The sequence below is a fragment of the Streptomyces sp. NPDC032940 genome, assembly GCF_040636935.1.
Lineage (GTDB): Bacteria > Actinomycetota > Actinomycetes > Streptomycetales > Streptomycetaceae > Streptomyces.
The window spans coordinates 1-21,291 of sequence record NZ_JBEZVJ010000013.1; the positions used below are offsets into that span (position 1 = coordinate 1).

Annotated in this window: 18 protein-coding genes and 2 tRNA genes; 15 read left to right on the top strand and 5 right to left on the bottom strand. The window is 69.9% G+C overall.

Annotation, left to right across the window (positions count from 1 at the left end):
* Window positions 1-82: 82 nt before the first annotated feature.
* Window positions 83-1,519, bottom strand: coding sequence for an amino acid permease (locus AB0E77_RS17895; protein WP_361571354.1), 1,437 nt, complete (start codon window positions 1,517-1,519; stop codon window positions 83-85).
* Window positions 1,520-1,727: 208 nt separating this feature from the next.
* Here AB0E77_RS17895 and AB0E77_RS17900 point away from each other — a divergent pair, with 208 nt between their 5' ends.
* Both AB0E77_RS17900 and AB0E77_RS17905 read left to right on the top strand, forming a co-directional pair.
* Complete coding sequence (locus tag AB0E77_RS17900; RefSeq protein ID WP_361571356.1) at window positions 1,728-2,213, top strand: ribose-5-phosphate isomerase; 486 nt, start codon at window positions 1,728-1,730, stop codon at window positions 2,211-2,213.
* 176 nt (window positions 2,214-2,389) lie between these two features.
* Window positions 2,390-3,229: a DNA-formamidopyrimidine glycosylase family protein gene (locus tag AB0E77_RS17905; protein ID WP_361571359.1), complete on the top strand. Its 840-nt coding sequence runs from the start codon at window positions 2,390-2,392 to the stop codon at window positions 3,227-3,229.
* Between the two features lie 25 nt (window positions 3,230-3,254).
* Here the strand turns inward: AB0E77_RS17905 and AB0E77_RS17910 are convergent, their stop codons facing one another.
* Window positions 3,255-4,568, bottom strand: a complete 1,314-nt coding sequence (locus tag AB0E77_RS17910; RefSeq protein ID WP_361571362.1) for a GNAT family N-acetyltransferase — start codon at window positions 4,566-4,568, stop codon at window positions 3,255-3,257.
* A 155-nt stretch (window positions 4,569-4,723) separates the two neighbouring features.
* On the opposite strand from AB0E77_RS17910, the gene AB0E77_RS17915 reads away from it, so the two are divergent.
* Together AB0E77_RS17915 and AB0E77_RS17920 are read left to right on the top strand one after the other, a co-directional pair.
* On the top strand, window positions 4,724-5,911 hold the full coding sequence (locus AB0E77_RS17915; protein ID WP_361571365.1) for a PP2C family protein-serine/threonine phosphatase: 1,188 nt from the start codon (window positions 4,724-4,726) through the stop codon (window positions 5,909-5,911).
* A gap of 12 nt (window positions 5,912-5,923) precedes the next feature.
* Complete coding sequence (locus tag AB0E77_RS17920) at window positions 5,924-6,415, top strand: HD domain-containing protein (RefSeq protein WP_361571367.1); 492 nt, start codon at window positions 5,924-5,926, stop codon at window positions 6,413-6,415.
* Here the strand turns inward: AB0E77_RS17920 and AB0E77_RS17925 are convergent.
* Complete coding sequence (locus AB0E77_RS17925) at window positions 6,412-7,500, bottom strand: acyltransferase family protein (protein ID WP_361571370.1); 1,089 nt, start codon at window positions 7,498-7,500, stop codon at window positions 6,412-6,414. The two genes, AB0E77_RS17920 and AB0E77_RS17925, sit on opposite strands and share 4 nt — an antisense overlap.
* Before the next feature lie 567 nt (window positions 7,501-8,067).
* Between AB0E77_RS17925 and AB0E77_RS17930 the strand changes: the two genes are divergently transcribed.
* Complete coding sequence (locus AB0E77_RS17930) at window positions 8,068-8,262, top strand: hypothetical protein (protein WP_077800179.1); 195 nt, start codon at window positions 8,068-8,070, stop codon at window positions 8,260-8,262.
* A gap of 76 nt (window positions 8,263-8,338) precedes the next feature.
* On the opposite strand, the gene AB0E77_RS17935 is transcribed toward AB0E77_RS17930, so the two are convergent.
* Window positions 8,339-8,409 (bottom strand) — tRNA-Gly (locus AB0E77_RS17935).
* A 160-nt stretch (window positions 8,410-8,569) separates the two neighbouring features.
* Here AB0E77_RS17935 and AB0E77_RS17940 point away from each other — a divergent pair.
* From AB0E77_RS17940 to clpX, 5 genes are all read left to right on the top strand, one after another.
* Window positions 8,570-8,646, top strand: a tRNA-Pro gene (locus AB0E77_RS17940).
* 192 nt (window positions 8,647-8,838) lie between these two features.
* Window positions 8,839-10,227, top strand: coding sequence for a trigger factor (tig, locus tag AB0E77_RS17945; protein WP_361571373.1), 1,389 nt, complete (start codon window positions 8,839-8,841; stop codon window positions 10,225-10,227).
* Window positions 10,228-10,550: 323 nt separating this feature from the next.
* Window positions 10,551-11,156, top strand: coding sequence for an ATP-dependent Clp protease proteolytic subunit (locus AB0E77_RS17950; protein WP_030399935.1), 606 nt, complete (start codon window positions 10,551-10,553; stop codon window positions 11,154-11,156).
* A gap of 50 nt (window positions 11,157-11,206) precedes the next feature.
* Window positions 11,207-11,887 (top strand): ATP-dependent Clp protease proteolytic subunit, encoded by a 681-nt coding sequence (locus AB0E77_RS17955; protein ID WP_361571375.1) that lies wholly within the window; start codon window positions 11,207-11,209, stop codon window positions 11,885-11,887.
* Between the two features lie 191 nt (window positions 11,888-12,078).
* Window positions 12,079-13,365 (top strand): ATP-dependent Clp protease ATP-binding subunit ClpX, encoded by a 1,287-nt coding sequence (gene clpX, locus AB0E77_RS17960; RefSeq protein ID WP_161162849.1) that lies wholly within the window; start codon window positions 12,079-12,081, stop codon window positions 13,363-13,365.
* A gap of 72 nt (window positions 13,366-13,437) precedes the next feature.
* Here the strand turns inward: clpX and AB0E77_RS17965 are convergent, their stop codons facing one another.
* Window positions 13,438-14,415 (bottom strand): hypothetical protein, encoded by a 978-nt coding sequence (locus AB0E77_RS17965; protein ID WP_361571378.1) that lies wholly within the window; start codon window positions 14,413-14,415, stop codon window positions 13,438-13,440.
* A gap of 134 nt (window positions 14,416-14,549) precedes the next feature.
* Between AB0E77_RS17965 and AB0E77_RS17970 the strand changes: the two genes are divergently transcribed.
* From AB0E77_RS17970 to AB0E77_RS17990, 5 genes are all read left to right on the top strand, one after another.
* Complete coding sequence (locus AB0E77_RS17970) at window positions 14,550-17,174, top strand: valine--tRNA ligase (RefSeq protein ID WP_361571380.1); 2,625 nt, start codon at window positions 14,550-14,552, stop codon at window positions 17,172-17,174.
* 338 nt (window positions 17,175-17,512) lie between these two features.
* A complete protein-coding gene (locus AB0E77_RS17975; RefSeq protein WP_361571383.1) occupies window positions 17,513-19,027 on the top strand; it encodes a folylpolyglutamate synthase/dihydrofolate synthase family protein in 1,515 nt (504 codons plus the stop codon).
* A gap of 5 nt (window positions 19,028-19,032) precedes the next feature.
* Complete coding sequence (locus AB0E77_RS17980) at window positions 19,033-19,389, top strand: DUF4233 domain-containing protein (RefSeq protein WP_361571385.1); 357 nt, start codon at window positions 19,033-19,035, stop codon at window positions 19,387-19,389.
* A 76-nt stretch (window positions 19,390-19,465) separates the two neighbouring features.
* Window positions 19,466-19,879 (top strand): nucleoside-diphosphate kinase, encoded by a 414-nt coding sequence (gene ndk, locus AB0E77_RS17985; RefSeq protein ID WP_361571387.1) that lies wholly within the window; start codon window positions 19,466-19,468, stop codon window positions 19,877-19,879.
* Between the two features lie 327 nt (window positions 19,880-20,206).
* On the top strand, window positions 20,207-21,226 hold the full coding sequence (locus tag AB0E77_RS17990; RefSeq protein WP_030381728.1) for a rod shape-determining protein: 1,020 nt from the start codon (window positions 20,207-20,209) through the stop codon (window positions 21,224-21,226).
* Window positions 21,227-21,291: the final 65 nt, after the last annotated feature.

The following is a 21,291-nucleotide window of genomic DNA, read 5'->3' on the forward strand; positions in this document are numbered from 1 at the left end:
AGGGCACGTCGCCGACGACGACGCCACCGACCTCCAGGGCGCAGTGCCCGGCGAGCCTCTTCGCGTGTCGGCCGCTACCGCATCAGCCCCTGCGGGCGACGATCCGCTGCTTCACGACGGCGACACCGAGCACGACCGCCGCGACGAGCAGCGTCAGCAGCACCGTCGTCCGCCCGTCGTGCTCGGTGTCGGTCAGCATGTAGCCCAGCACGAAGACGATCACCGCGGCGGTGATCCAGGTCAGGTACGGGTACAGCCACATCCGCACGACCAGCTTCTCCGGCGCCTCGGCCTGGATGATCTTCCGCAGCCGCAGCTGCGAGAAGCAGATGACCAGCCAGACGAAGAGGGCCACCGCGCCCGAGGAGTTGAGCAGGAAGAGGAAGACCGTGTCGGGGAACTTGTAGTTGAAGAACACCGCGACGAAGCCGAAGACGACGGACGACAGGATCGCCGTCTGCGGCACCCCGCGCCGGGTGGTCCGGGCGAACGCCTTCGGCGCGTCCCCGCGCTGACCGAGCGAGAAGGCCATGCGGGACGCCGTGTACAGCCCGGAGTTCAGGCAGGACAGCACGGACGTCAGCACGATGAAGTTCATGACCTCGCCGGCGTTCGGGATCCCGAGCGAGTCCAGGGCTGCGACGTAGGAGCCCAGGTCGACGATGGACTGGGAGTCCCACGGCAGCAGGGTCACGACGACGAAGATCGACCCGAGGTAGAAGACGGCGATGCGCCAGATGATGCTGTTCGTCGCCTTGGTCACGGCACGCTGCGGGTCCTCCGACTCGCCGGCGGCCAGGGTGGGGATCTCGCTGCCCATGAAGGAGAAGACGACGAGCAGCACACCGGTGAGAACGGCTCCCGGCCCGTTCGGCAGGAATCCGCCGTGCGCGGTCAGATTGGACAGCCCCGCCTGCTCGCTGTCGACACCCGGCAGCACGCCGAAGACGGCCAGCCCGCCGACGACGATGAACGCGGCGATCGCCACGACCTTGATCCCGGCGAACCAGAACTCGAACTCGCCGTAGGAACCGACCGAGGCGAGGTTGGTGGCGGTCAGCACCACCATCACGATGAGGGCCCAGCCCCACTGGGGCACGGCCGGTATCCAGCCTTCGAGGATCTTGGCGCCGGCGGTGGCCTCCACGGCGAGCACGACGACCCAGAAGAACCAGTAGAGCCAGCCGATGGAGAACCCGGCCCAGGGCCCGAGCGCCCGGTCGGCGTGGGCGGAGAAGGAGCCGGACGTCGGATTGGCGGCGGACATCTCGCCGAGCATCCGCATCACGAACACCACCAGGGTGCCGACGAGGGCGTACGACAGGAGAATTCCGGGTCCCGCGGTGGCGATACCGGAACTGGAGCCCACGAACAGCCCGGCTCCGATGACACCGCCGATGGCGATCATCGAAAGGTGGCGGTTCTTGAGTCCGGCCTGGAGCCCGGACCCGGGATCTCCGGGGTTCGCTGGGTCTCCGGGGCCGTTCCCGGCCTTTGTCATAGTCGGCTGCGAAGTCATGGGGGTGTTCTTCCTTTGCGCCGGTCGAGCATTCACCCGTACGAGCGGTGTACGAGCCGGACCAGTGAAACGGAGGCGAACGAATTCGGAAACCTTTGATTCCGGATCGTTACTTGAGCTTTCCCTGAGCTTTCATGGTTTCCCCTCCCCCTCTTCACAGGCGACACCCGACGCTGCTTCCCCGCGGCCCGCGTGTCACACTCGACGCATGCGCGTGTATCTCGGCTCCGACCATGCGGGCTACGAACTCAAGAACCACCTCGTCGAGTGGCTCAAGGCGGCGGGCTACGAGCCCGTCGACTGCGGCCCGCACATCTACGACGCCCAGGACGACTACCCGCCCTTCTGCCTCCGCGCCGCCGAGCGGACGGCCGCGGACCCCGACGCCCTCGGCATCGTGATCGGCGGCTCGGGCAACGGCGAGCAGATCGCGGCGAACAAGGTCAAGGGCGTCCGCGCGGCGCTGGCCTGGAGCGAGGAGACGGCCTCCCTCGGCCGCCAGCACAACGACGCCAACGTGGTGGCCGTCGGCGCCCGCATGCATTCGCAGGAGGAGGCGACGAAGTTCGTCGAGACCTTCCTCAGCACGCCGTTCTCGGGCGACGAGCGTCACATCCGCCGCATCGACATGCTGTCGTCCTACGAGACGACGGGCGACCTCCCGCCCATCCCGCCGCACCACCCGCAGCAGTAACGACGACAGGGCGCCGGGGCGGAGCCACGCATTTCGAGACCCGCTTCTCGACCAACCGAGTCGGGTGGATCGGGTGGGTAACGCCCCGGGGTCCGGGGCGGAGCCCCGGAACGAGCCCCGCCTCTCGACGGACCGAGACGGGCGGGCGGGCAAAGAACCACGAAGGGACCCCTGCCGTGCCAGAGGGGCACACCATCCACCGGCTGGCCCAGGACTACGCCACCGCCTTCGCCGGCACGACGGTGCACGTCACCAGCCCCCAGGGCAAGTTCTCCGACGCCGCCGCCCTCCTCACCGGCACCGGACTCATCCGCACCGAGGCCCACGGCAAGCACCTCTTCCTCGGCTTCGGCGCCGCAGGCACCGGCGCCGCAGGCACCGCCTGGGTCCACATCCACCTCGGCCTCTTCGGCAAGGTCGCCTTCGGCGAGACCCCCGCGCCCCCGTCCACGGACACCGTCCGACTCCGCCTCGCGGGCGACACCGCGTACGTCGACCTCCGCGGCCCCACCACCTGCGCCCTGATCACGGACCCCGAGAAGCAGGCGATACACGACCGCCTCGGCCCGGACCCGCTCCGCCCGCCCGGCGACGGCAACGACCCCCGCACCGCCTACGCCCGGATCTCCCGCAGCCGCACCACCATCGCCGCCCTGCTCATGGACCAGAAGGTCATCGCCGGCGTCGGCAACGTCTACCGCGCCGAGGTCCTCTTCCGGCACGGCATCGACCCGTACCGGCCCGGCAGGAGCATCACCCCGGCCGAGTGGGACGCCGTCTGGCACGACCTCGTCGCGCTCATGCGCGAGGGCGTCCGCAACAACCGCATCGACACCGTGCGCCCGGAGCACACCCCCGAGGCCATGGGCCGCCCGCCCCGCGTCGACGACCACGGCGGCGAGGTCTACGTCTACCGCCGCACCGGCAGCCCCTGCCACCTGTGCGGCGACGCGGTCCGCACCGCGGACCTCGCCGCCCGCAACCTCTTCTGGTGCCCGACCTGCCAGAAGGGCTGACCGCCGCCCACGCGGCCCCGGGCCGTCAGAAACCGTGCGGCAGCCACGGCGCCACGTCCGAGGCGAACGCCACCGACGCCTCCGCCAGCGCACCGGAACGCAGTTCGCGCACCCGCCCCGCCGCGCCCAGCGAGGCCAGGCTCACGCCACCGAGATAGGCCGCCCCCAACTCCCGTACGGACAGGGCGAGATCCGGCGCGTCGGGCGTCCGCTCGCAGGATGCCCCCTTCGCGTCCCCCGTGAGCCGCCAACGCCCCTCGTTCCAAGGGCAGAAGGCGTCCGCCACCTCGAACACGACGTCCACCGGCGCCTGGTACGTACGCGCCGCCAGCGCGTCCCCCACCTCCACCAGCCGTACGTACAGCGCGTCCCGCAACTGCGGCCGGCAGCGCCGGATGTCGGACACCTGGTACTGCCAGGCCTCGTCGACCGGCCGACCGCGCACGGCCAGCCTCGTCGTCAGGTCGATGCCGAACAGGAAGCGCCACAGTGCCGCCTCCGTGGCCGGATCCAGCCCGGCCAGGTCCTGCAGGACCACCGTGCCCGCGGGGCCCGCGGGCCCCCAGTCCGGCCGCACCCGGAACCGTGCGTACCCCGTGACCTCCCCGTCCCGCCGGGCCACCACGCACTGCAGCGGCGACCCGCCCTCCCGGGCGCTCTCCGGGTCCAGCAGCCCCAGCCGCTCCCAGCCGGGCTGCCGCTCCAGCATCCCGGGCCGCCCGGGCACCAGCCGCGCGTACACCGCCTCGCACACGTCGGCGACGTCCGCGGGCTCGGCGTACCGCAGCCGTACGCCGTCCGTCCCCTCCGGCACCGACAGCCGGACCCGGTCCGTCTCGATCTCGGCGTTCACCTGGAAGGTCGCCGCGCCGTAGCCGAACCGGCCGTAGATCGCCGGTTCCGAGGCCGTCAGCACGGCCAGCGGCTCGCCCCAGGACCGTACGTCGTCCAGCTGCCGTCTCATCATCGACGTCAGTACGCCCATGCGCCGGTGCGTGGCGGCGACGCCCACCATGGTGACGCCCGCCGCGGACACCCGCGCGCCGCCGGGCACGGTCATCCCGAAGGCGAACGCGCCCGCCGTCCCGACGCACTCGTCGCCGTCCCAGACGCCGAGGGAGCGGTCGTACCGCGTCAGCTCCCGGTACACGTCCAGCACTTCGTCCGGTTCCGGGATGCCGCCGAAGGCACGGAGCAGCACCCCGTACCACGTGTCCCATTCGTCCTGCCGCAGAACGCGCAGCCCGCCCACGGGGTCGAACCCGCCGCCGTCGCTGCCGCCGCCGTCGCCGTCGGTCCGGCCGATGCCGTCATTGCCCAGGGAGCCCATGGGACCCATGCCTACCAGGGCCCCACAGGCCGGGCGAGGGAATTTCCGCCAGGTTGCGGCGCGACGTCCGTCCGTGAAGTTCACTGTGAAGTCCGGCCTCGGACGGGGGACAAGTGGGACCTCCCGTGCCAAGCGGCCGGTCCGATGGATAGGGTCCCGGACTAATGGCAGCAGGACGACAGCGGCGCGCGGAAGCCGAGACGTTCACGGCCCGGTGGAAGAAGCAGTGGCACCGGGCCCGCGTCGGCATGCGCCGGTCCGCCGTCGACTACTTCCGCGGCGACGGCTCCGACTGGATCGCGCTCGCCGGGCTGCTGCTGATGATCCCCGTCATCGCGGCCACCACCTTGGTGAACCCGGTGTGGTGCACACCGGCAGCGCTGGTGCTGCCGATCGTCGCGGGCGGTCTGCTGCTGCGCCCGGCGAGCCTGCTCGGTCTGTACGCGGCGGCGGCCACCGCCCTGATCGTGGAGTCGGTGCAGCTGGGCCCCTACACCGAGGGCCCCTCCCGGGTCACCCCCGGCGTGGTCCTGGTCGTCGCGGCCTGCGGCTTCTTCGGACTGCTGATCGCCCAGTTCCGCAGCCGCGTCGGCGTGCCCTGGCGGCGCGGCGGCACCATGCTCTTCGACCTGCGCGAACGCATCCGCGTCCAGAGCAAGCTGCCCCAGCTGCCGCAGGGCTGGCACCGGGAGATGGCGCTGCGCCCGGCCGGCGGCCAGTCCTTCTCCGGCGACTTCGTGGTCGCGGCCCGCACCAACGGCGGCCGGACCCTGGAGGTCGTCCTCACCGACGTGTCCGGGAAGGGCATGGACGCGGGCTCCCGCGCCCTGCTGCTGTCGGGCGCCTTCGGCGGACTGCTGGGCAGCCTGCCCCCGCACGCCTTCCTGCCGGCCGCGAACGGCTACCTGCTCCGCCAGGACTGGGACGAGGGCTTCGCCACCTCCATCCACCTCGTCCTCGACCTCGACTCCGGCGACTACGAGCTGTACTCCGCCGGGCACCCGCCGGGCCTCCAGCTCAGCGCGGGCACCGGCCGCTGGGAGGAGAAGTCCGCCGAGGGACCCCTGCTCGGCGTGTACGACGGCGCCCAGTTCGACCCGGTGAAGGGCACCCTCCGGTCCGGGGACGTGCTGATGCTGTTCACGGACGGCCTGGTGGAGACCTCCGACCGGGACATCGCCGAGGGCATCGACCGTCTCACCGGCGAGGCCGACCGCTATGTCGCCGGCGGCTTCCACGGCGCCGCCTGGCATCTGATCGAGGCGGTGGCCAAGGACGTCAACGACGACCGGGCGCTCCTGCTGATCTGCCGGGAGGGCCCGACGGCCCAGTCGGCGCCGGCGGCGGACTGACACACTGGACGCGTGACCCCCACCGCGTCGTCCGCCCCCTCGCCCGCGCCCGCCGGCCGGCTCTCCCTGGCCGAGGTCGAGGCCCTCGCCCGCGCCGCCCACGCCGGACAGACCGACAAGGCCGGACGCCCGTACGCCGAGCACCTGCTGGCCGTCGCCGAGGGCGTCCGGCGCCGCGGCGGGGACGACGAGCAGATCGCCGCGGCCTGGCTGCACGACGCGGTCGAGGACGACGCGCTGCCGGAGCGCGAGCTGCGCGAGGCCGCGCTGAGCGCCCGCACCAAGGACATCGTGCTCGCGCTCACCAGGCGCGCGGGCGAGCCGCCCGAGGCGTACGCCGCCCGCATCCTGGCCACGCCCGGCGCGCGGCTGGTCAAGGAGGCGGACCTGGCGCACAACGCCGACCCGTCCCGGCTGGCGGCCCTCGACGACGCGACCCGCACCCGCCTGGCCCAGAAGTACGCCCGCATGCGCGCTCTCCTCGGCCTGGACGAGGGCACCTAGACCGGAACCTTCTCGCGCTGCTCGTCGGCGGCCCTCCGGTGTTCCCGTGCGGGTGCCGGTGCGACGGCCTCCGGCCTGAACGCCCACGCCATCCCCGGCTCCATCACACACCGGAAGACACGCCGCACGGGCGCGGTGCACAGCAGCGTGACGGCCACCGCGGCCGCGACCGTCGCGGCGATCTCACCCAGCGGCCGGTGCAGCGCGGGCCGGTCGAACAGGCCCGTGTAGTAGCCGGCCTTGATCAGGAAGCCGTGCAGCAGATAGCCGTACAGCGTGCCCGTGCCCAGCGCCGTGAACCAGGTGCGCCGGCCCGGCACCCACGAGAAGAAGCACGCCGTCAGCAGCACCGAGCAGCCGAACAGCGCGAGCACCATGACCGGCCCGGACCACCACGGGGCGCCCATCTCCTGCGCGGAGGCGTTGCGGTAGACCCAGCCCAGGTCCATGTGCGGCGACACCCACCAGCCGACGGCCAGCGCGGCCGCGAACACCGGCACCGACGCGATCCGCACCGACCAGCGCCGCACCAGACGGAAGTGCTCGGGCCGCAGGCACAGACCCAGCACGAAGCACGGCAGGAACTGCAACAGCCGCTGCATGTCCAGGTCGTCACCGATCTCCGGCGCCGCCGAGGCCAGCATGGCGATGCCCAGGGCGACGGGCAGCGGATGCCGGACCGCCTTCCACAGCGGGGTGGTCAGCCGCCAGACGAACAGCGCGCACAGGAACCACGTCAGATACCAGGGGTCCAGCAGGCTGATCACGTGCTGCGGATCGTCCCCGGCGTAGCGCTGGAAGAGCGCGTAGGCCGTCTCGAAGACGACGTAGGGCACGGCGACGCCGGTTACCAGCCGTCTGACCCGGTCGGGGCGCAGGTCGAAACTGCGGGAGAAGTAGCCGGAGATGATGACGAACGCCGGCATGTGGAAGACGTAGACCACCGTGTACAGCGTCTCCAGGACCCGGCTGTCGTCGTTGAGCGGGTCCCAGGAGTGGCCCATGGCCACCAGCACGATCGCCAGGTACTTGGCGTTGTCGAAGAACGCGTCACGTCGCGCGCCGGACGGGGCAGCGTTGAACATTTGAGGCACCCTAGCGTTGTCCGAGTGATCCCGTAAAACCCTCCACGCCTGTCCCGTATTCGGTCCCACGCGTCTTTGCGCGACTACCCGCAATTCCCACCGGGACGACCGCCCGAATTACGTGAGTGACCCCACAGTCCCCGCCGACCCCGCCGCCACCGGACGCCCAACAGGCCCGTCTTGTCATGACTCTTCGGTACGAAAGCAGGCATAACTCCGTCGGGCGACTCCCCGGGAATGTCCGTGCCGGGCCGTCTTGCGTATCCGTGCCGTACTGTCACGGATGTGTCCACGGAGACAATTCGAAACGCCTGCGAACGTGTTGTGTGGGCATGGAAACGAAACGGCTCGCATTCCCCGTGGGAGTGTCGTGTCGAATTCCTGTACGGAATGCGCCCGCAGGGCGTGCCCGCGTGCGCGGGGGAGCGCACCTGGCCGGAAGACGGCCGGACGATGTGTCACCTGCCGCATGGCGGGGCCCGGTTGGTGGCACGATGGTTCTGGCGGGGGTGCGCGGGATCGCATCCCCGGGCCGGGAGAGCGGACCGACCTAGGGTGTGATCAGTTGTGGCCATTTCACTGTCAGTGGTGCTGCTGTTGGCGATCATCCTGGTGGTGCTGCTGCGAGGAGGCTCCATCAAGGCGGGCCCGGCGATCGTCGCGGTCCTCTTCGGCTTCTTCCTGGCCTCGACCGGCATGGCCGACGACATCCAGCGGTTCCTGGACTCGATAGCCGAGACGATCAACTCCATCCAGTTCTAGGGCACACCCCGGCACACCGCACGCACAAAGGCCTCCGGCCCGGTCCCCTCGGGGGACCGGGCCGGAGGCCTCTCGGAGCGGGCGACGGGAATCGAACCCGCGTAGCTAGTTTGGAAGACTAGGGCTCTACCATTGAGCTACGCCCGCACAGCGCACCGCAGGTCGGCGACCGCGGCACTGCAGGCATCGTAGCGGGTCGTCCGCCCTCCCCGCACACCCCTTCCCGTTCGCGCCGGGCAGCGCGGGCGCGCGGGAAATACGACGGGCCCCGGCATCCGGCGGCATGTACCCTACGTGTCGCACCAGACGGGGTGTGGCGCAGCTTGGTAGCGCGTCCGCTTTGGGAGCGGAAGGCCGTGGGTTCAAATCCCGCCACCCCGACCATCCACCGGCCGGTCGCCCGCGGTCCCCGGCGGCGACCGGGAGTGATCGCCTTTTGGGCGGTGTAGTCGCTGCCGTTACTATGCAAGCTGCACGCCCGTGTGTCTCAGAGTCTGCAGTCTCCGGGCGGCGAAATCCGCCGGACGCCCTCCGCGCCGGCAGAACCCAAGCAGTCAGCCACAAGGAGACCGAACCGTGAAGAGCGCCGTGGAGACCCTGAACCCGACCCGGGTTCGGCTCACTGTCGAGGTGCCCTTCGAGGAGCTCAAGGACAGCCTCGACGCGGCGTACAAGAAGATCAACCAGCAGGTCACGGTGAAGGGCTTCCGCAAGGGCAAGATCCCGGCCCGGGTCATCGACCAGCGGTTCGGCCGCGGTGCGGTCCTGGAGGAGGCGGTCAACGACGCGCTTCCGAAGTTCTACACCGAGGCGGTCAACGAGGCCGAGCTCAACCCGCTCGGCCAGCCCGAGGTCGACATCACGGAGCTGAAGGACGGCGAGACGCTGAACTTCACCGCCGAGGTCGACGTCCGCCCGACCGTCGAGATCCCGGACTACTCCGGCATCGAGGTCGAGGTCGACGCCGTCGAGGTCAGCGACGAGGACGTCGAGAAGTCGGTCGAGCAGCTGCGCGAGCGCTTCGCCTCCACCTCCCCGGTGGAGCGCGCCGCCCAGGACGGCGACGTCGTCACCATCGACCTGCAGGCCAAGGTCGACGGCGAGGTCCTCGAGGACGGCGTCGCCGACGGCGTCTCCTACACCATCGGCTCGGGTGAGCTGCTGGACGGCATCGACGACGCCGTGAAGGGCCTGGAGGCCGGTGGCGAGGCCACCTTCACCTCCGAGCTCAAGGGCGGCTCCGCGGCCGGCAAGGAGGCCGAGGTCACCGTCAAGGTCACCCAGGTCGCCGCGCGCGAGCTGCCCGAGCTGGACGACGACTTCGCGCAGCTCGCGTCGGAGTTCGACACGCTGGACGAGCTCAAGGCCGACAGCCGCAAGCGCCTGGCCAACATGAAGCAGTACGACCAGGCCACCCAGGCCCAGGAGCGCGTGCTGGACAAGCTGCTCGAGCTGGTCGAGGTCCCGGTCCCCGAGAAGCTCCTCGAGGACGAGATCAACACCCGTAAGCACAACCTCGAGCACCACCAGCTCGGCCAGATGGGTCTCACCCTCGACAAGTACCTGGAACTCCAGGGCAAGACCGCCGAGGAGTTCGACACCGAGACCCGCGAGGCCGCGGTCAAGGGCATCAAGACCCAGTTCGTCCTCGACGAGCTGGTCAAGCAGGAGAAGCTCAACGTCAGCCAGGAAGAGCTGACCGAGCACCTCATGCGCCGCGCCGCCTCCTCCGGCATGTCCCCCGACCAGTTCGCCCAGGCCGTCGTCGAGCAGGGACAGGTCCCGCTCCTCGTCGGTGAGGTCGCCCGCGGCAAGGCCCTGGCCGCCGTGGTCGAGAAGGCCACCGTCAAGGACACCAACGGCGAGATCGTCGACCTGGACGACGAGGAGGAGGAGACGGAGGCCGCCGAGGCCGCCGCCGAGTCCGCCGACGCCGAGCAGGCCGACGAGAAGGCCGAGGGCTGATCCCCTCCGGCACCTGTGACGCCGTAGACGACGGGCCCCGAGACGCGTGCGCTTCTCGGGGCCCGTCGCGCTTACGCCCCAGGGGCGCGGGGAACTGCGCGACCAGCCCTCTGCGACCCCGCACCCGGCGACGGCCAGGCACCGTAACGGCGCTACGCCCCCGGCGAACACCCGCGGAACCGGGATGGCACCGCAGGGTCACCGCGTTAGGGTCCATGAATACGAGGGCAGGGGAGTCTCCGAAAGCGGCTCCAGCCCCGCAGGGAAACGTGAGACGGCCCGGCGCCGTCGTAAGACGAGCAGGTGGATACGTGACGAATCTGATGCCCTCAGCCGCCGGCGAGCCCTCCATCGGTGGTGGCCTCGGCGACCAGGTCTACAACCGACTGCTCGGCGAGCGGATCATCTTCCTCGGCCAGCCCGTGGACGACGACATTGCCAACAAGATCACCGCGCAGCTGCTGCTCCTTGCCTCCGACCCGGACAAGGACATCTTCCTTTACATCAACAGCCCCGGCGGCTCGATCACGGCCGGCATGGCGATCTACGACACCATGCAGTACATCAAGAACGACGTGGTGACGATCGCGATGGGCCTCGCGGCCTCGATGGGGCAGTTCCTGCTCAGCGCGGGCACGCCCGGCAAGCGCTTCGCCCTGCCGAACGCCGAGATCCTGATCCACCAGCCCTCGGCCGGCCTGGCCGGCTCCGCCTCGGACATCAAGATCCACGCCGAGCGGCTGCTGCACACCAAGAAGCGCATGGCCGAGCTCACGTCCCAGCACACCGGTCAGACGGTCGAGCAGATCACCCGCGACTCGGATCGCGACCGCTGGTTCGACGCCTTCGAGGCCAAGGAGTACGGCCTCATCGACGACGTCATCGCGACGGCCGCCGGCATGCCGGGCGGCGGCGGCACGGGCGCCTGAGCCCCCTTGACGCCCTAGCCGACCGCCTCAGCCTCTTCCCAGGAGACACTGTGAACGACTTCCCCGGCAGCGGCCTGTACGACCGCGCACGTGCCGAGTACACCGGCCCGACGGCCGAGTCCCGCTACGTCATCCCGCGCTTCGTCGAGCGCACCTCGCAGGGCGTGCGCGAGTACGACCCGTACGCGAAGCTCTTCGAGGAGCGCGTCATCTTCCTCGGCGTGCAGATCGACGACGCCTCCGCCAATGACGTCATGGCCCAGCTGCTGTGCCTGGAGTCGATGGACCCGGACCGCGACATCTCGGTCTACATCAACAGCCCCGGCGGCTCCTTCACGGCGCTCACGGCGATCTACGACACCATGCAGTACGTGAAGCCGGACATCCAGACGGTCTGCATGGGCCAGGCGGCCTCCGCCGCGGCCGTCCTGCTGGCCGCCGGCACGCCGGGCAAGCGCATGGCGCTGCCGAACGCCCGAGTCCTGATCCACCAGCCGTACAGCGAGACGGGTCGCGGCCAGGTCTCCGACCTGGAGATCGCCGCCAACGAGATCCTGCGGATGCGCTCGCAGCTGGAGGAGATGCTGGCCAAGCACTCCACCACGCCGGTCGAGAAGATCCGCGAGGACATCGAGCGCGACAAGATCCTCACGGCCGAGGACGCGCTGAGCTACGGCCTGATCGACCAGATCATCACCACCCGGAAGATGGACAACTCCTCCCTGCGCTAGGCGGGAGGCTGTAACGTCTGCCGCCCCTTGGCACGGTTTGGCGCGGTTCACGCCGAAGCGAACCGTGCCAAGGGGGGCCCGGACGGGGGGCCCGGCAAGGTACCGTCGGACATAAGGCAGCACCAGGAGTCAGCCGGCCGTCGACGTCGAGTCGACGGCCAGGAGTCTCCCAGGCGAAGGGGAAGCACACCGTGGCACGCATCGGTGACGGCGGCGATCTGCTCAAGTGCTCGTTCTGCGGCAAGAGCCAGAAGCAGGTCAAGAAGCTCATCGCAGGGCCCGGTGTCTACATCTGCGACGAGTGCATCGATCTCTGCAACGAGATCATCGAGGAAGAGCTCGCCGAGACCAGCGAGGTGCGCTGGGAGGAGCTCCCCAAGCCCCGCGAGATCTACGAGTTCCTCGAGGGGTACGTGGTGGGCCAGGAGGCGGCCAAGAAGGCCCTCTCCGTCGCGGTGTACAACCACTACAAGCGCGTCCAGGCCGGCGAGAACGGCGGCGCCCAGGGCCGCGAGGACGCCATCGAGCTGGCGAAGTCCAACATCCTGCTGCTCGGCCCCACCGGCTCCGGCAAGACCCTGCTGGCCCAGACCCTCGCCCGCATGCTCAACGTGCCGTTCGCCATCGCCGACGCCACCGCGCTCACCGAGGCGGGGTACGTCGGCGAGGACGTCGAGAACATCCTGCTGAAGCTGATCCAGGCAGCCGACTACGACGTCAAGAAGGCCGAGACCGGCATCATCTACATCGACGAGATCGACAAGGTCGCCCGGAAGAGCGAGAACCCGTCGATCACGCGCGACGTCAGCGGCGAGGGCGTCCAGCAGGCCCTGCTGAAGATCCTCGAGGGCACTACGGCCTCGGTGCCGCCGCAGGGCGGACGCAAGCACCCCCACCAGGAGTTCATCCAGATCGACACGACGAACGTGCTGTTCATCGTGGGCGGTGCCTTCGCGGGTCTGGAGAAGATCATCGAGGGCCGGGCCGGCGCCAAGGGCATCGGCTTCGGCGCGCAGATCCGCTCCAAGCGGGAGATCGAGTCCAAGGACCAGTTCGAGCAGGTCATGCCGGAGGACCTGGTGAAGTTCGGGATGATCCCCGAGTTCATCGGCCGCCTCCCCGTCATCACCTCGGTCCACAACCTCGACCGCGAGGCCCTGCTCCAGATCCTGGTCGAGCCGCGCAACGCGCTGGTGAAGCAGTACCAGCGCCTCTTCGAACTCGACGGCGTGGAGCTGGACTTCGAGCGCGAGGCCCTCGAGGCCATCGCCGACCAGGCCATCCTCCGCCAGACCGGCGCCCGCGGCCTGCGCGCCATCATGGAGGAGGTCCTCCAGGGCGTGATGTACGAGGTCCCGTCCCGCAAGGACGTCGCCCGCGTCGTCATCACGGCCGACGTGGTCCTCTCCAACGTCAACCCGACGCTCATCCCCCGCGATTCGCGAGGCCGCGGCCCGGGCGAGCAGAAGACGGCGTAGCCGTCGCCGTACGCATGCGGAAGGGGCCCGGTCCACTCGACCGGGCCCCTTCCGCGTTGCCGTGCGTCCGCGTCAGGCCTTGACGCGGACCTCCTTGCGGAGCTTGGCCGTCAGCTCGGCGGCCTTGTCCAGGTCGGCTCCCTTGCCGGCCATGGCGTCGGCCAGCTCCATGTTGATGACGACCCCCAGGGTGCTGTGGTCACCCCAGATGCACACCGGCATGCTGATCTCCGACGGCCCGGAGGCGGCGTCGCCCGCCGAGGCGTCGTCGTTCTTGATCTTCGTCTCCTGGCACTTCAGGACGGCGCCGTCCAGCTCGGCCGGCGTGAAGGCCTTCGGGCTGCCGACGAGTTCGCCCTCGGTGTCCTTGTCCTCCGAGGCGTTCTTCTTCAACTCGGAGAACATGCCGTCGACGACCTTCTCCGGGTCCTCGATGTCGCCGTAGACGCCCATGAACTGGATCATCTTCATGGCCAGAGGGTTGTTCTCGTCCCCGGCCTGGTAGTTCGCGTCGACGTTCTCGGCGTTCTTGACGCCGTGCTTCTCGGCGTCCTTCATGTCGTCCTCGTCGAAGCCGCCGCTGTCGTCGGCCGCGCCCTTCTTGTACTCGCCGAGCACCGTCGCCGGCGTCGTCAGCTTGTGCGGGCCGTCGTCGGCGACGTCGCCGGCGCCGCCACCACCGCTGCCGCCGAGCACGAAGTACGCGCCCACGCCGATCGCCGCCACCACCGCGACCGCGCCGATGATCAGGCCCGTCTTCTTCTTGCCGCCGGCCGGCGCCGGGGGCTGGGGCATGCCGTAGGGCTGCTGGCCGTACGGCGCCTGCGGCGGGACGCCGCCCTGGGCGGGCTGCTGCGGGTAGCCGTAGCCCTGCTGCGGACCGGGCGCCTGCTGCGGGTACCCGTAACCGGGCTGTGCGGGCGGCGCCTGCTGGGGGTAGCCGTAGCCGGGCTGAGGGGCCTGCGGCTGCTGGCCGTACGGTCCCGGCTGGCCGTACGGTCCGGGCTGCTGTGGCTGCCCGCCGTACGGGCCCGGCTGGTTGTGACTCATTCCTGGTTCCCCTCCAGATGCTTACGTGGTGCTGACATCCTGACGCAGACATGGCGCGCGCAGGTCACCGGGGGCGTCACCGTTACAAAGGAAAGCGTTTCGGGACACGGTCGTGACGCCCTTAAACTGAGCGCGTGACCGAGAACGCTCAGCAGCAGCCACCAGCGCCCGACACCGAACTGCCGACCACCTACGCGCCGGCCGATGTAGAGGGGCCGCTGTACGAGCGCTGGGTGGAGCGGGGTTACTTCGAGGCGGACGAGAAGAGCGAGAAGCCGCCGTACACCATCGTCATCCCGCCGCCGAACGTCACGGGCAGCCTCCACCTGGGCCACGCCTTCGAGCACACGCTCATCGACGCCCTGACGCGCCGCAAGCGCATGCAGGGCTTCGAGACGCTGTGGCAGCCCGGCATGGACCACGCCGGCATCGCCACGCAGAACGTCGTCGAGCGGGAGCTGGCCAAGGAGGGCAAGTCCCGCCACGACCTGGGCCGCGAGGCCTTCGTCGAGCGCGTCTGGAAGTGGAAGGGCGAGTCCGGCGGGCAGATCAGCGGGCAGATGCGCCGTCTCGGCGACGGTGTCGCCTGGTCGCGTGAGCGCTTCACCATGGACGAGGGGCTCTCCCAGGCCGTCCAGACCATCTTCAAGCGGCTCTACGACGACGAGCTGATCTACCGCGCCGAGCGCATCATCAACTGGTGCCCGCGCTGTCTGACCGCGATCTCCGACATCGAGGTCGAGTACCAGGACGACGACGGCGAGCTCGTCTCCATGAAGTACGGGGACGGGGACGACACCATCGTCGTCGCCACCACCCGTGCCGAGACGATGCTCGGCGACACCGCCGTCGCCGTCCACCCCGAGGACGAGCGCTACAAGCACCTCGTCGGCAAGCTCATCAAGCTGCCGCTGACCGACCGTTCCATCCCGGTCGTCGCGGACGAGCACGTCGACCCCGAGTTCGGCACCGGCGCAGTCAAGGTGACGCCGGCCCACGACCCGAACGACTTCGAGATCGGCCAGCGGCACGACCTGCCGTCCATCGCCGTGATGGACGAGCACGCCGTCATCACCGCCCACGGCCCCTTCCAGGGCCTGGACCGCCTCGAGGCCCGCTCGGCCATCGTCGCCGCGCTGCGTGCCGAGGGCCGGATCGTCGCCGAGAAGCGGCCCTACGTCCACTCCGTCGGCCACTGCTCGCGCTGCAAGACCACCATCGAGCCGCGCCTGTCCATGCAGTGGTGGGTCAAGGTCGGCCCGCTCGCGAAGGCCGCCGGTGACGCGGTCCGCGACGGCAAGGTCAAGATCCACCCCCAGGAGATGGAGAAGCGGTACTTCGACTGGGTCGACAACCTCCACGACTGGTGCATCTCGCGGCAGTTGTGGTGGGGTCACCGGATTCCGGTCTGGTACGGGCCGAACGGCGAGGTCGTCTGCGTCGGACCGGACGAGGAGCCGCCGACCGGTGAGGGCTGGACGCAGGACACCGACGTCCTCGACACCTGGTTCTCCTCCGGTCTGTGGCCCTTCTCCACGCTGGGCTGGCCCGAGCAGACCGAGTCGCTCGCGAAGTTCTACCCGAACTCCGTCCTGGTCACCGGCTACGACATCCTCTTCTTCTGGGTCGCCCGGATGATGATGTTCGGCCTGTACGCGATGGACGGCACCCCGCCGTTCCACACCATCGCCCTGCACGGCATGGTCCGCGACCAGTTCGGCAAGAAGATGTCGAAGTCCTTCGGCAACGCGGTCAACCCGCTGGACTGGATGGACAAGTACGGCTCCGACGCCCTGCGCTTCACCCTCGCGCGCGGCGCCAATCCGGGTGTGGACGTCCCGATCGGCGAGGACTGGGTCCAGGGTTCGCGCAACTTCGCCAACAAGCTCTGGAACGCGACGCGCTTCGCGCTGATGAACGGCGCGACGGTGGACGGCCCCTTGCCGGAGCCGTCGGCGATGTCCGCGACCGACCGGTGGATCCTGTCCCGGCTGAACTCGGTCGTCGCCGAGGTGGACGCGTACTACGACGACTTCCAGTTCGCGAAGCTGTCGGACGCGCTGTTCCACTTCGCTTGGGACGAGGTCTTCGACTGGTACGTCGAGCTGTCCAAGACCACCTTCCAGGCGGGCGGCGAGGCCGCGGAGGTCTCCAAGCGGGTCCTCGGCGAGGTCCTGGACGTCACCCTGCGGCTGCTGCACCCGGTCGTCCCCTTCGTCACCGAGACGCTGTGGACCACCCTCACGGGCGGCGAGTCGGTCGTCATCGCCGACTGGCCGTCCGACAGCGGCTTCCGGGACGCGGACGCCGAGCGGGAGATCGGGACGGTCCAGTCCGTGATCACCGAGGTCCGGCGGTTCCGTGCCGACCAGGGGCTCCAGCCGGGGCAGCGGGTGCCGGCCCGGCTGACGGTGGACGGCACGGCGCTCGCGCCGCACGAGGCGGCGATCCGGCAGCTGCTGCGCCTCCAGCCGGAGGGTGAGTCCTTCACGGCGACGGCGACCCTGCCGGTGGCGGGTGCCGAGGTCGCGCTGGACCTGTCCGGGGTCATCGACTTCGCGGCGGAGCGCAAGCGCCTGGCGAAGGATCTCGCCGCGGCGGAGAAGGAGAAGGCCCAGGCGAACGCGAAGCTCGGCAACGAGGCGTTCCTCGCGAAGGCGCCGGATCAGGTCGTGGACAAGATCCGGGGACGGCTGGCGAAGGCGGACGAGGACATCGCGCGAATCGTCGCGCAGCTGGAGAAGCTGCCGCAGGCGTAGCCCGCCGGATGTACGTCGGTGAAGGCCGCCGGTGCCATGTCGGTGCCGGGGGCCTTCGGCTACCTCAGGGGCGCGGGGAACTGCGCGACGAGCCACGGCGGACCCGCACGCGCCACCGCGGGCGAGCCACCCCACTCCGTGGGCGCTTCCCGCTGCGGGGGCCTTCGGCTGGCCGGGGGCGGGTCGCGCGCCCCGGCGTCACGGGGTGCCGCTGCTCGGCGCAGGGTGCCTGTACGTGCCCAGGGGCGCGGGGAACTGCGCGATCAGCCACGGCGGACCCGCACGCGCCGCACGACCTCCGCCGCCCCGCCGTCGAAGACCTCCGTAGACTGGGGTCCGTGAGTGACAACCCCGGTGAGTACGAGCCGTCCGATCCGCTCGAGTCCTTCGACGAGATCATCGACGCGGAGACGACGCGCGACCCCGACCTCGCCGTCATCGAGGCCGGCAGCCGTACCCTGCGCACCCAGGGCGGCCCCCCGCAGGCGGACGTCCCCGGGCGGCCCGAGGATCCCGAGGTGGACGCGGCCCTGCGCGGGGTGGAGGCGGAGCTCGCCACCCGCTGGGGCGAGACCAAGCTGGAGCCGTCCGTCGCCCGGATCGCCGCGCTGATGGACGTCCTGGGGGAGCCGCAGCGCTCGTACCCGTCGATCCACATCACCGGGACCAACGGCAAGACGTCCACCGCCCGCATGATCGAGGCCCTGCTCGGCGCCTTCGAGCTGCGCACCGGGCGGTACACCTCGCCGCACGTGCAGTCGATCACCGAGCGGATCAGCCTGGACGGCGCGCCGATCTCCGCCGAGCGGTTCATCGAGACGTACGAGGACGTCAAGCCGTACGTCGAGATGGTGGACGCCCAGCAGGAGTACCGGCTGTCCTTCTTCGAGGTGCTGACCGGCATGGCGTACGCCGCCTTCGCCGACGCGCCCGTGGACGTGGCCGTCGTCGAGGTCGGCATGGGCGGCTCCTGGGACGCCACCAACGTGATCGACGCGGACGTCGCCGTCGTCACCCCCATCGACCTGGACCACACCGACCGGCTCGGCGGGACGCCGGGGGAGATCGCGACCGAGAAGGCCGGGATCATCAAGCAGGACGCCACCGTCATCCTGGCCCAGCAGCCGGTGGACGCGGCGCAGGTGCTGCTGAAGAAGGCCGTGGACGTGAACGCCACGGTGGCCCGCGAGGGGCTGGAGTTCGGCGTCGTCGCCCGCGAGGTCGCCGTCGGCGGGCAGCTGGTGACCCTGCGCGGACTGGGCGGCGAGTACACCGAGGTCTATCTTCCGCTGCACGGCGCCCACCAGGCGCACAACGCGGCGGTCGCGCTGGCCGCCGTCGAGGCGTTCTTCGGCGTCGGCGCCCAGCGTCCCGAGCCGCTCGACGTCGACACCGTGCGCAAGGCCTTCGCCGCCGTCGCCTCGCCGGGACGGATGGAGGTCGTGCGGCGCTCGCCCACCGTGGTGCTGGACGCCGCGCACAATCCGGCGGGCGCCCGGGTCACCGCGGAGGCGGTGGGGGAGGCCTTCCAGTTCAGCCGGCTCATCGGCGTGGTCGGCGCCAGCGGCGACAAGAACGTGCGCGGGCTGCTCGAGGCGTTCGAGCCGGTCTTCGCCGAGGTCGTCGTCACCCAGAACTCCAGTCACCGGGCGATGGACGCCGACGAGCTGGCCGCGATCGCCGTCGAGGTGTTCGGCGAGGACCGCGTCCAGGTCGAGCCGCGGCTGCCGGACGCCCTGGAGGCCGCGATCACGCTGGCCGAGGAGGAGGGCGAGTTCGCGGGCGGCGGCGTCCTCGTCACCGGTTCTGTCATCACTGTCGGCGAGGCCCGGCTGCTGCTGGGGAAGGGCTGAGAATCGTGCGTACGCTGTGTAGTTCGACCCTGATCGGCGAGTTCCTTCTGATCGGCTTCGCCGGTCTGGTCGCCATGAAGGACCCTGACCTGTCCATGGGCACCGTGTGGACGGTCAGCGGTGTCGCGATGTTCCTGTGCCTGGTGCTGTGCGGCGTGGTGACCCGGCCGGGCGGTGTCGCCCTCGGCTGGGCGCTGCAGATCGCGCTGATCGCGTCCGGCTTCGTCGTGCCGACGATGTTCTTCATGGGGGTCGTCTTCGCGGCGCTGTGGTGGGCGTCGGTGCACTACGGGCGGAAGGTCGACGAGGCGAAGGCGAGGTTCGCGGCGCAGTCCGAGGCGTCCGCACCTGACGCTGCGTGACGGTCGCCGCGACACGCCCGGTAACCTCGGTCATCACCTCGTACAACCGCACACTCGTACATTCCAAGGAGCCCTCGTGACCCAGCGCACCCTCGTCCTCCTCAAGCCCGACGCCGTCCGTCGTGGCCTGACCGGCGAGATCATCAGCCGTATCGAACGCAAGGCCGGCTGGCAGATCACCGCGCTGGAGCTGCGCACCCTGGACACCGAGACGCTGGAGCAGCACTACGGCGAGCACAAGGGCAAGCCCTTCTACGAGCCGCTGGTCGCGTTCATGTCCTCCGGTCCGGTCGTCGCCCTGGTGGTCGAGGGCGAGCGGGTCATCGAGGGCGTGCGCGCCCTGGCCGGCCCGACCGACCCGATCGCCGCGGCACCGGGCTCCATCCGCGGGGACTTCGGTGTCATCGTCCGGGAGAACCTGATCCACGCCTCCGACTCCGAGGAGTCGGCCGAGCGCGAGCTGAAGATCTTCTTTCCGGGCCGGTTCTGAGCCTTCCGGGCTCTCTCCGGGACACGCCGGACGGGTTTTTTTCTGACAGGACGTCAGCCGAATGGCCGCGGGCCGACCGGGGCGGTCGCGTAAAAGCGACCGCCCTGTGGCATATGCGCGCCTGTTCGGGGGAACGGATGCCACCGTTGGCCCGTCTCCACAAGCGAGGCGGTGCGCCATCTGCTGACAATGGCGAAGACCCTCGCGCAGTGTTCGCGAAAGCGCGTCTACGATGGAAGCCTCCACGCGTCACTGCACCCACCTCGCCGACCTGAAAAGCCCTCAAAAGCTCCTGGGAAGGCCAGTCGAATCCTGATGGGGAACTCAATGTCGTTCATCGGCCGTGACATGGCTGTCGACCTCGGGACCGCCAACACGCTGGTGTACGTCAGGGGTCGCGGGATCGTACTCAACGAGCCGTCCGTCGTCGCGATCAACACCAACACCGGTGGCATCCTCGCGGTCGGCGCCGAAGCGAAGAAGATGATCGGGCGGACCCCCGGCAACATCGTTGCCGTGCGGCCGCTGAAGGACGGCGTGATCGCCGACTTCGAGATCACCGAGCGGATGCTCCGCTACTTCATCCTGAAGATCCACAAGCGGCGTTATCTGGCTCGCCCGCGGGTCGTCGTCTGTGTGCCCTCGGGCATCACCGGCGTCGAGCGCCGCGCCGTCATCGAGGCGTCGTCCCAGGCCGGCGCCCGCCAGGTGCACATCATCGAGGAGCCCATGGCCGCGGCCATCGGCTCCGGCCTGCCGGTCCACGAGGCCACGGGCAACATGGTGGTCGACATCGGCGGCGGCACCACGGAGGTCGCGGTCATCTCGCTCGGCGGCATCGTCACCGCCCAGTCCATCCGCGTCGCGGGTGACGAGCTGGACAACGCGATCATCCAGCACGTGAAGAAGGAGTACAGCCTTCTGCTGGGTGAGCGCACGGCCGAACAGATCAAGATCACGATCGGATCGGCGTACGACCTCGACTCCGACGAGCACACCGAAATCCGCGGCCGGGACCTCGTGTCTGGACTGCCCAAGACCGTCGTCATCTCGGCCGCCGAAGTCCGCAAGGCGATCGAGGAGCCGGTCAACGCGATCGTCGACGCCGTCAAGACGACCCTCGACAAGTGTCCGCCGGAGCTGTCCGGCGACATCATGGACCGGGGCATCGTGCTGACCGGCGGCGGCGCGCTGCTGCGCGGCCTCGACGAGCGGCTGCGCCGGGAGACCGGGATGCCGATCCACATCGCCGAGGACCCGCTGGACAGCGTGGCGCTCGGCTCCGGAAAGTGCGTCGAGGAGTTCGAGGCGCTCCAGCAGGTGCTGGACGCCCAGCCCCGCAGATGACGTGACACTTCGGTTCCGCCGTACGAGACGATCTCCTCTCGTGCGGCGGATCGTTGATATAGAGA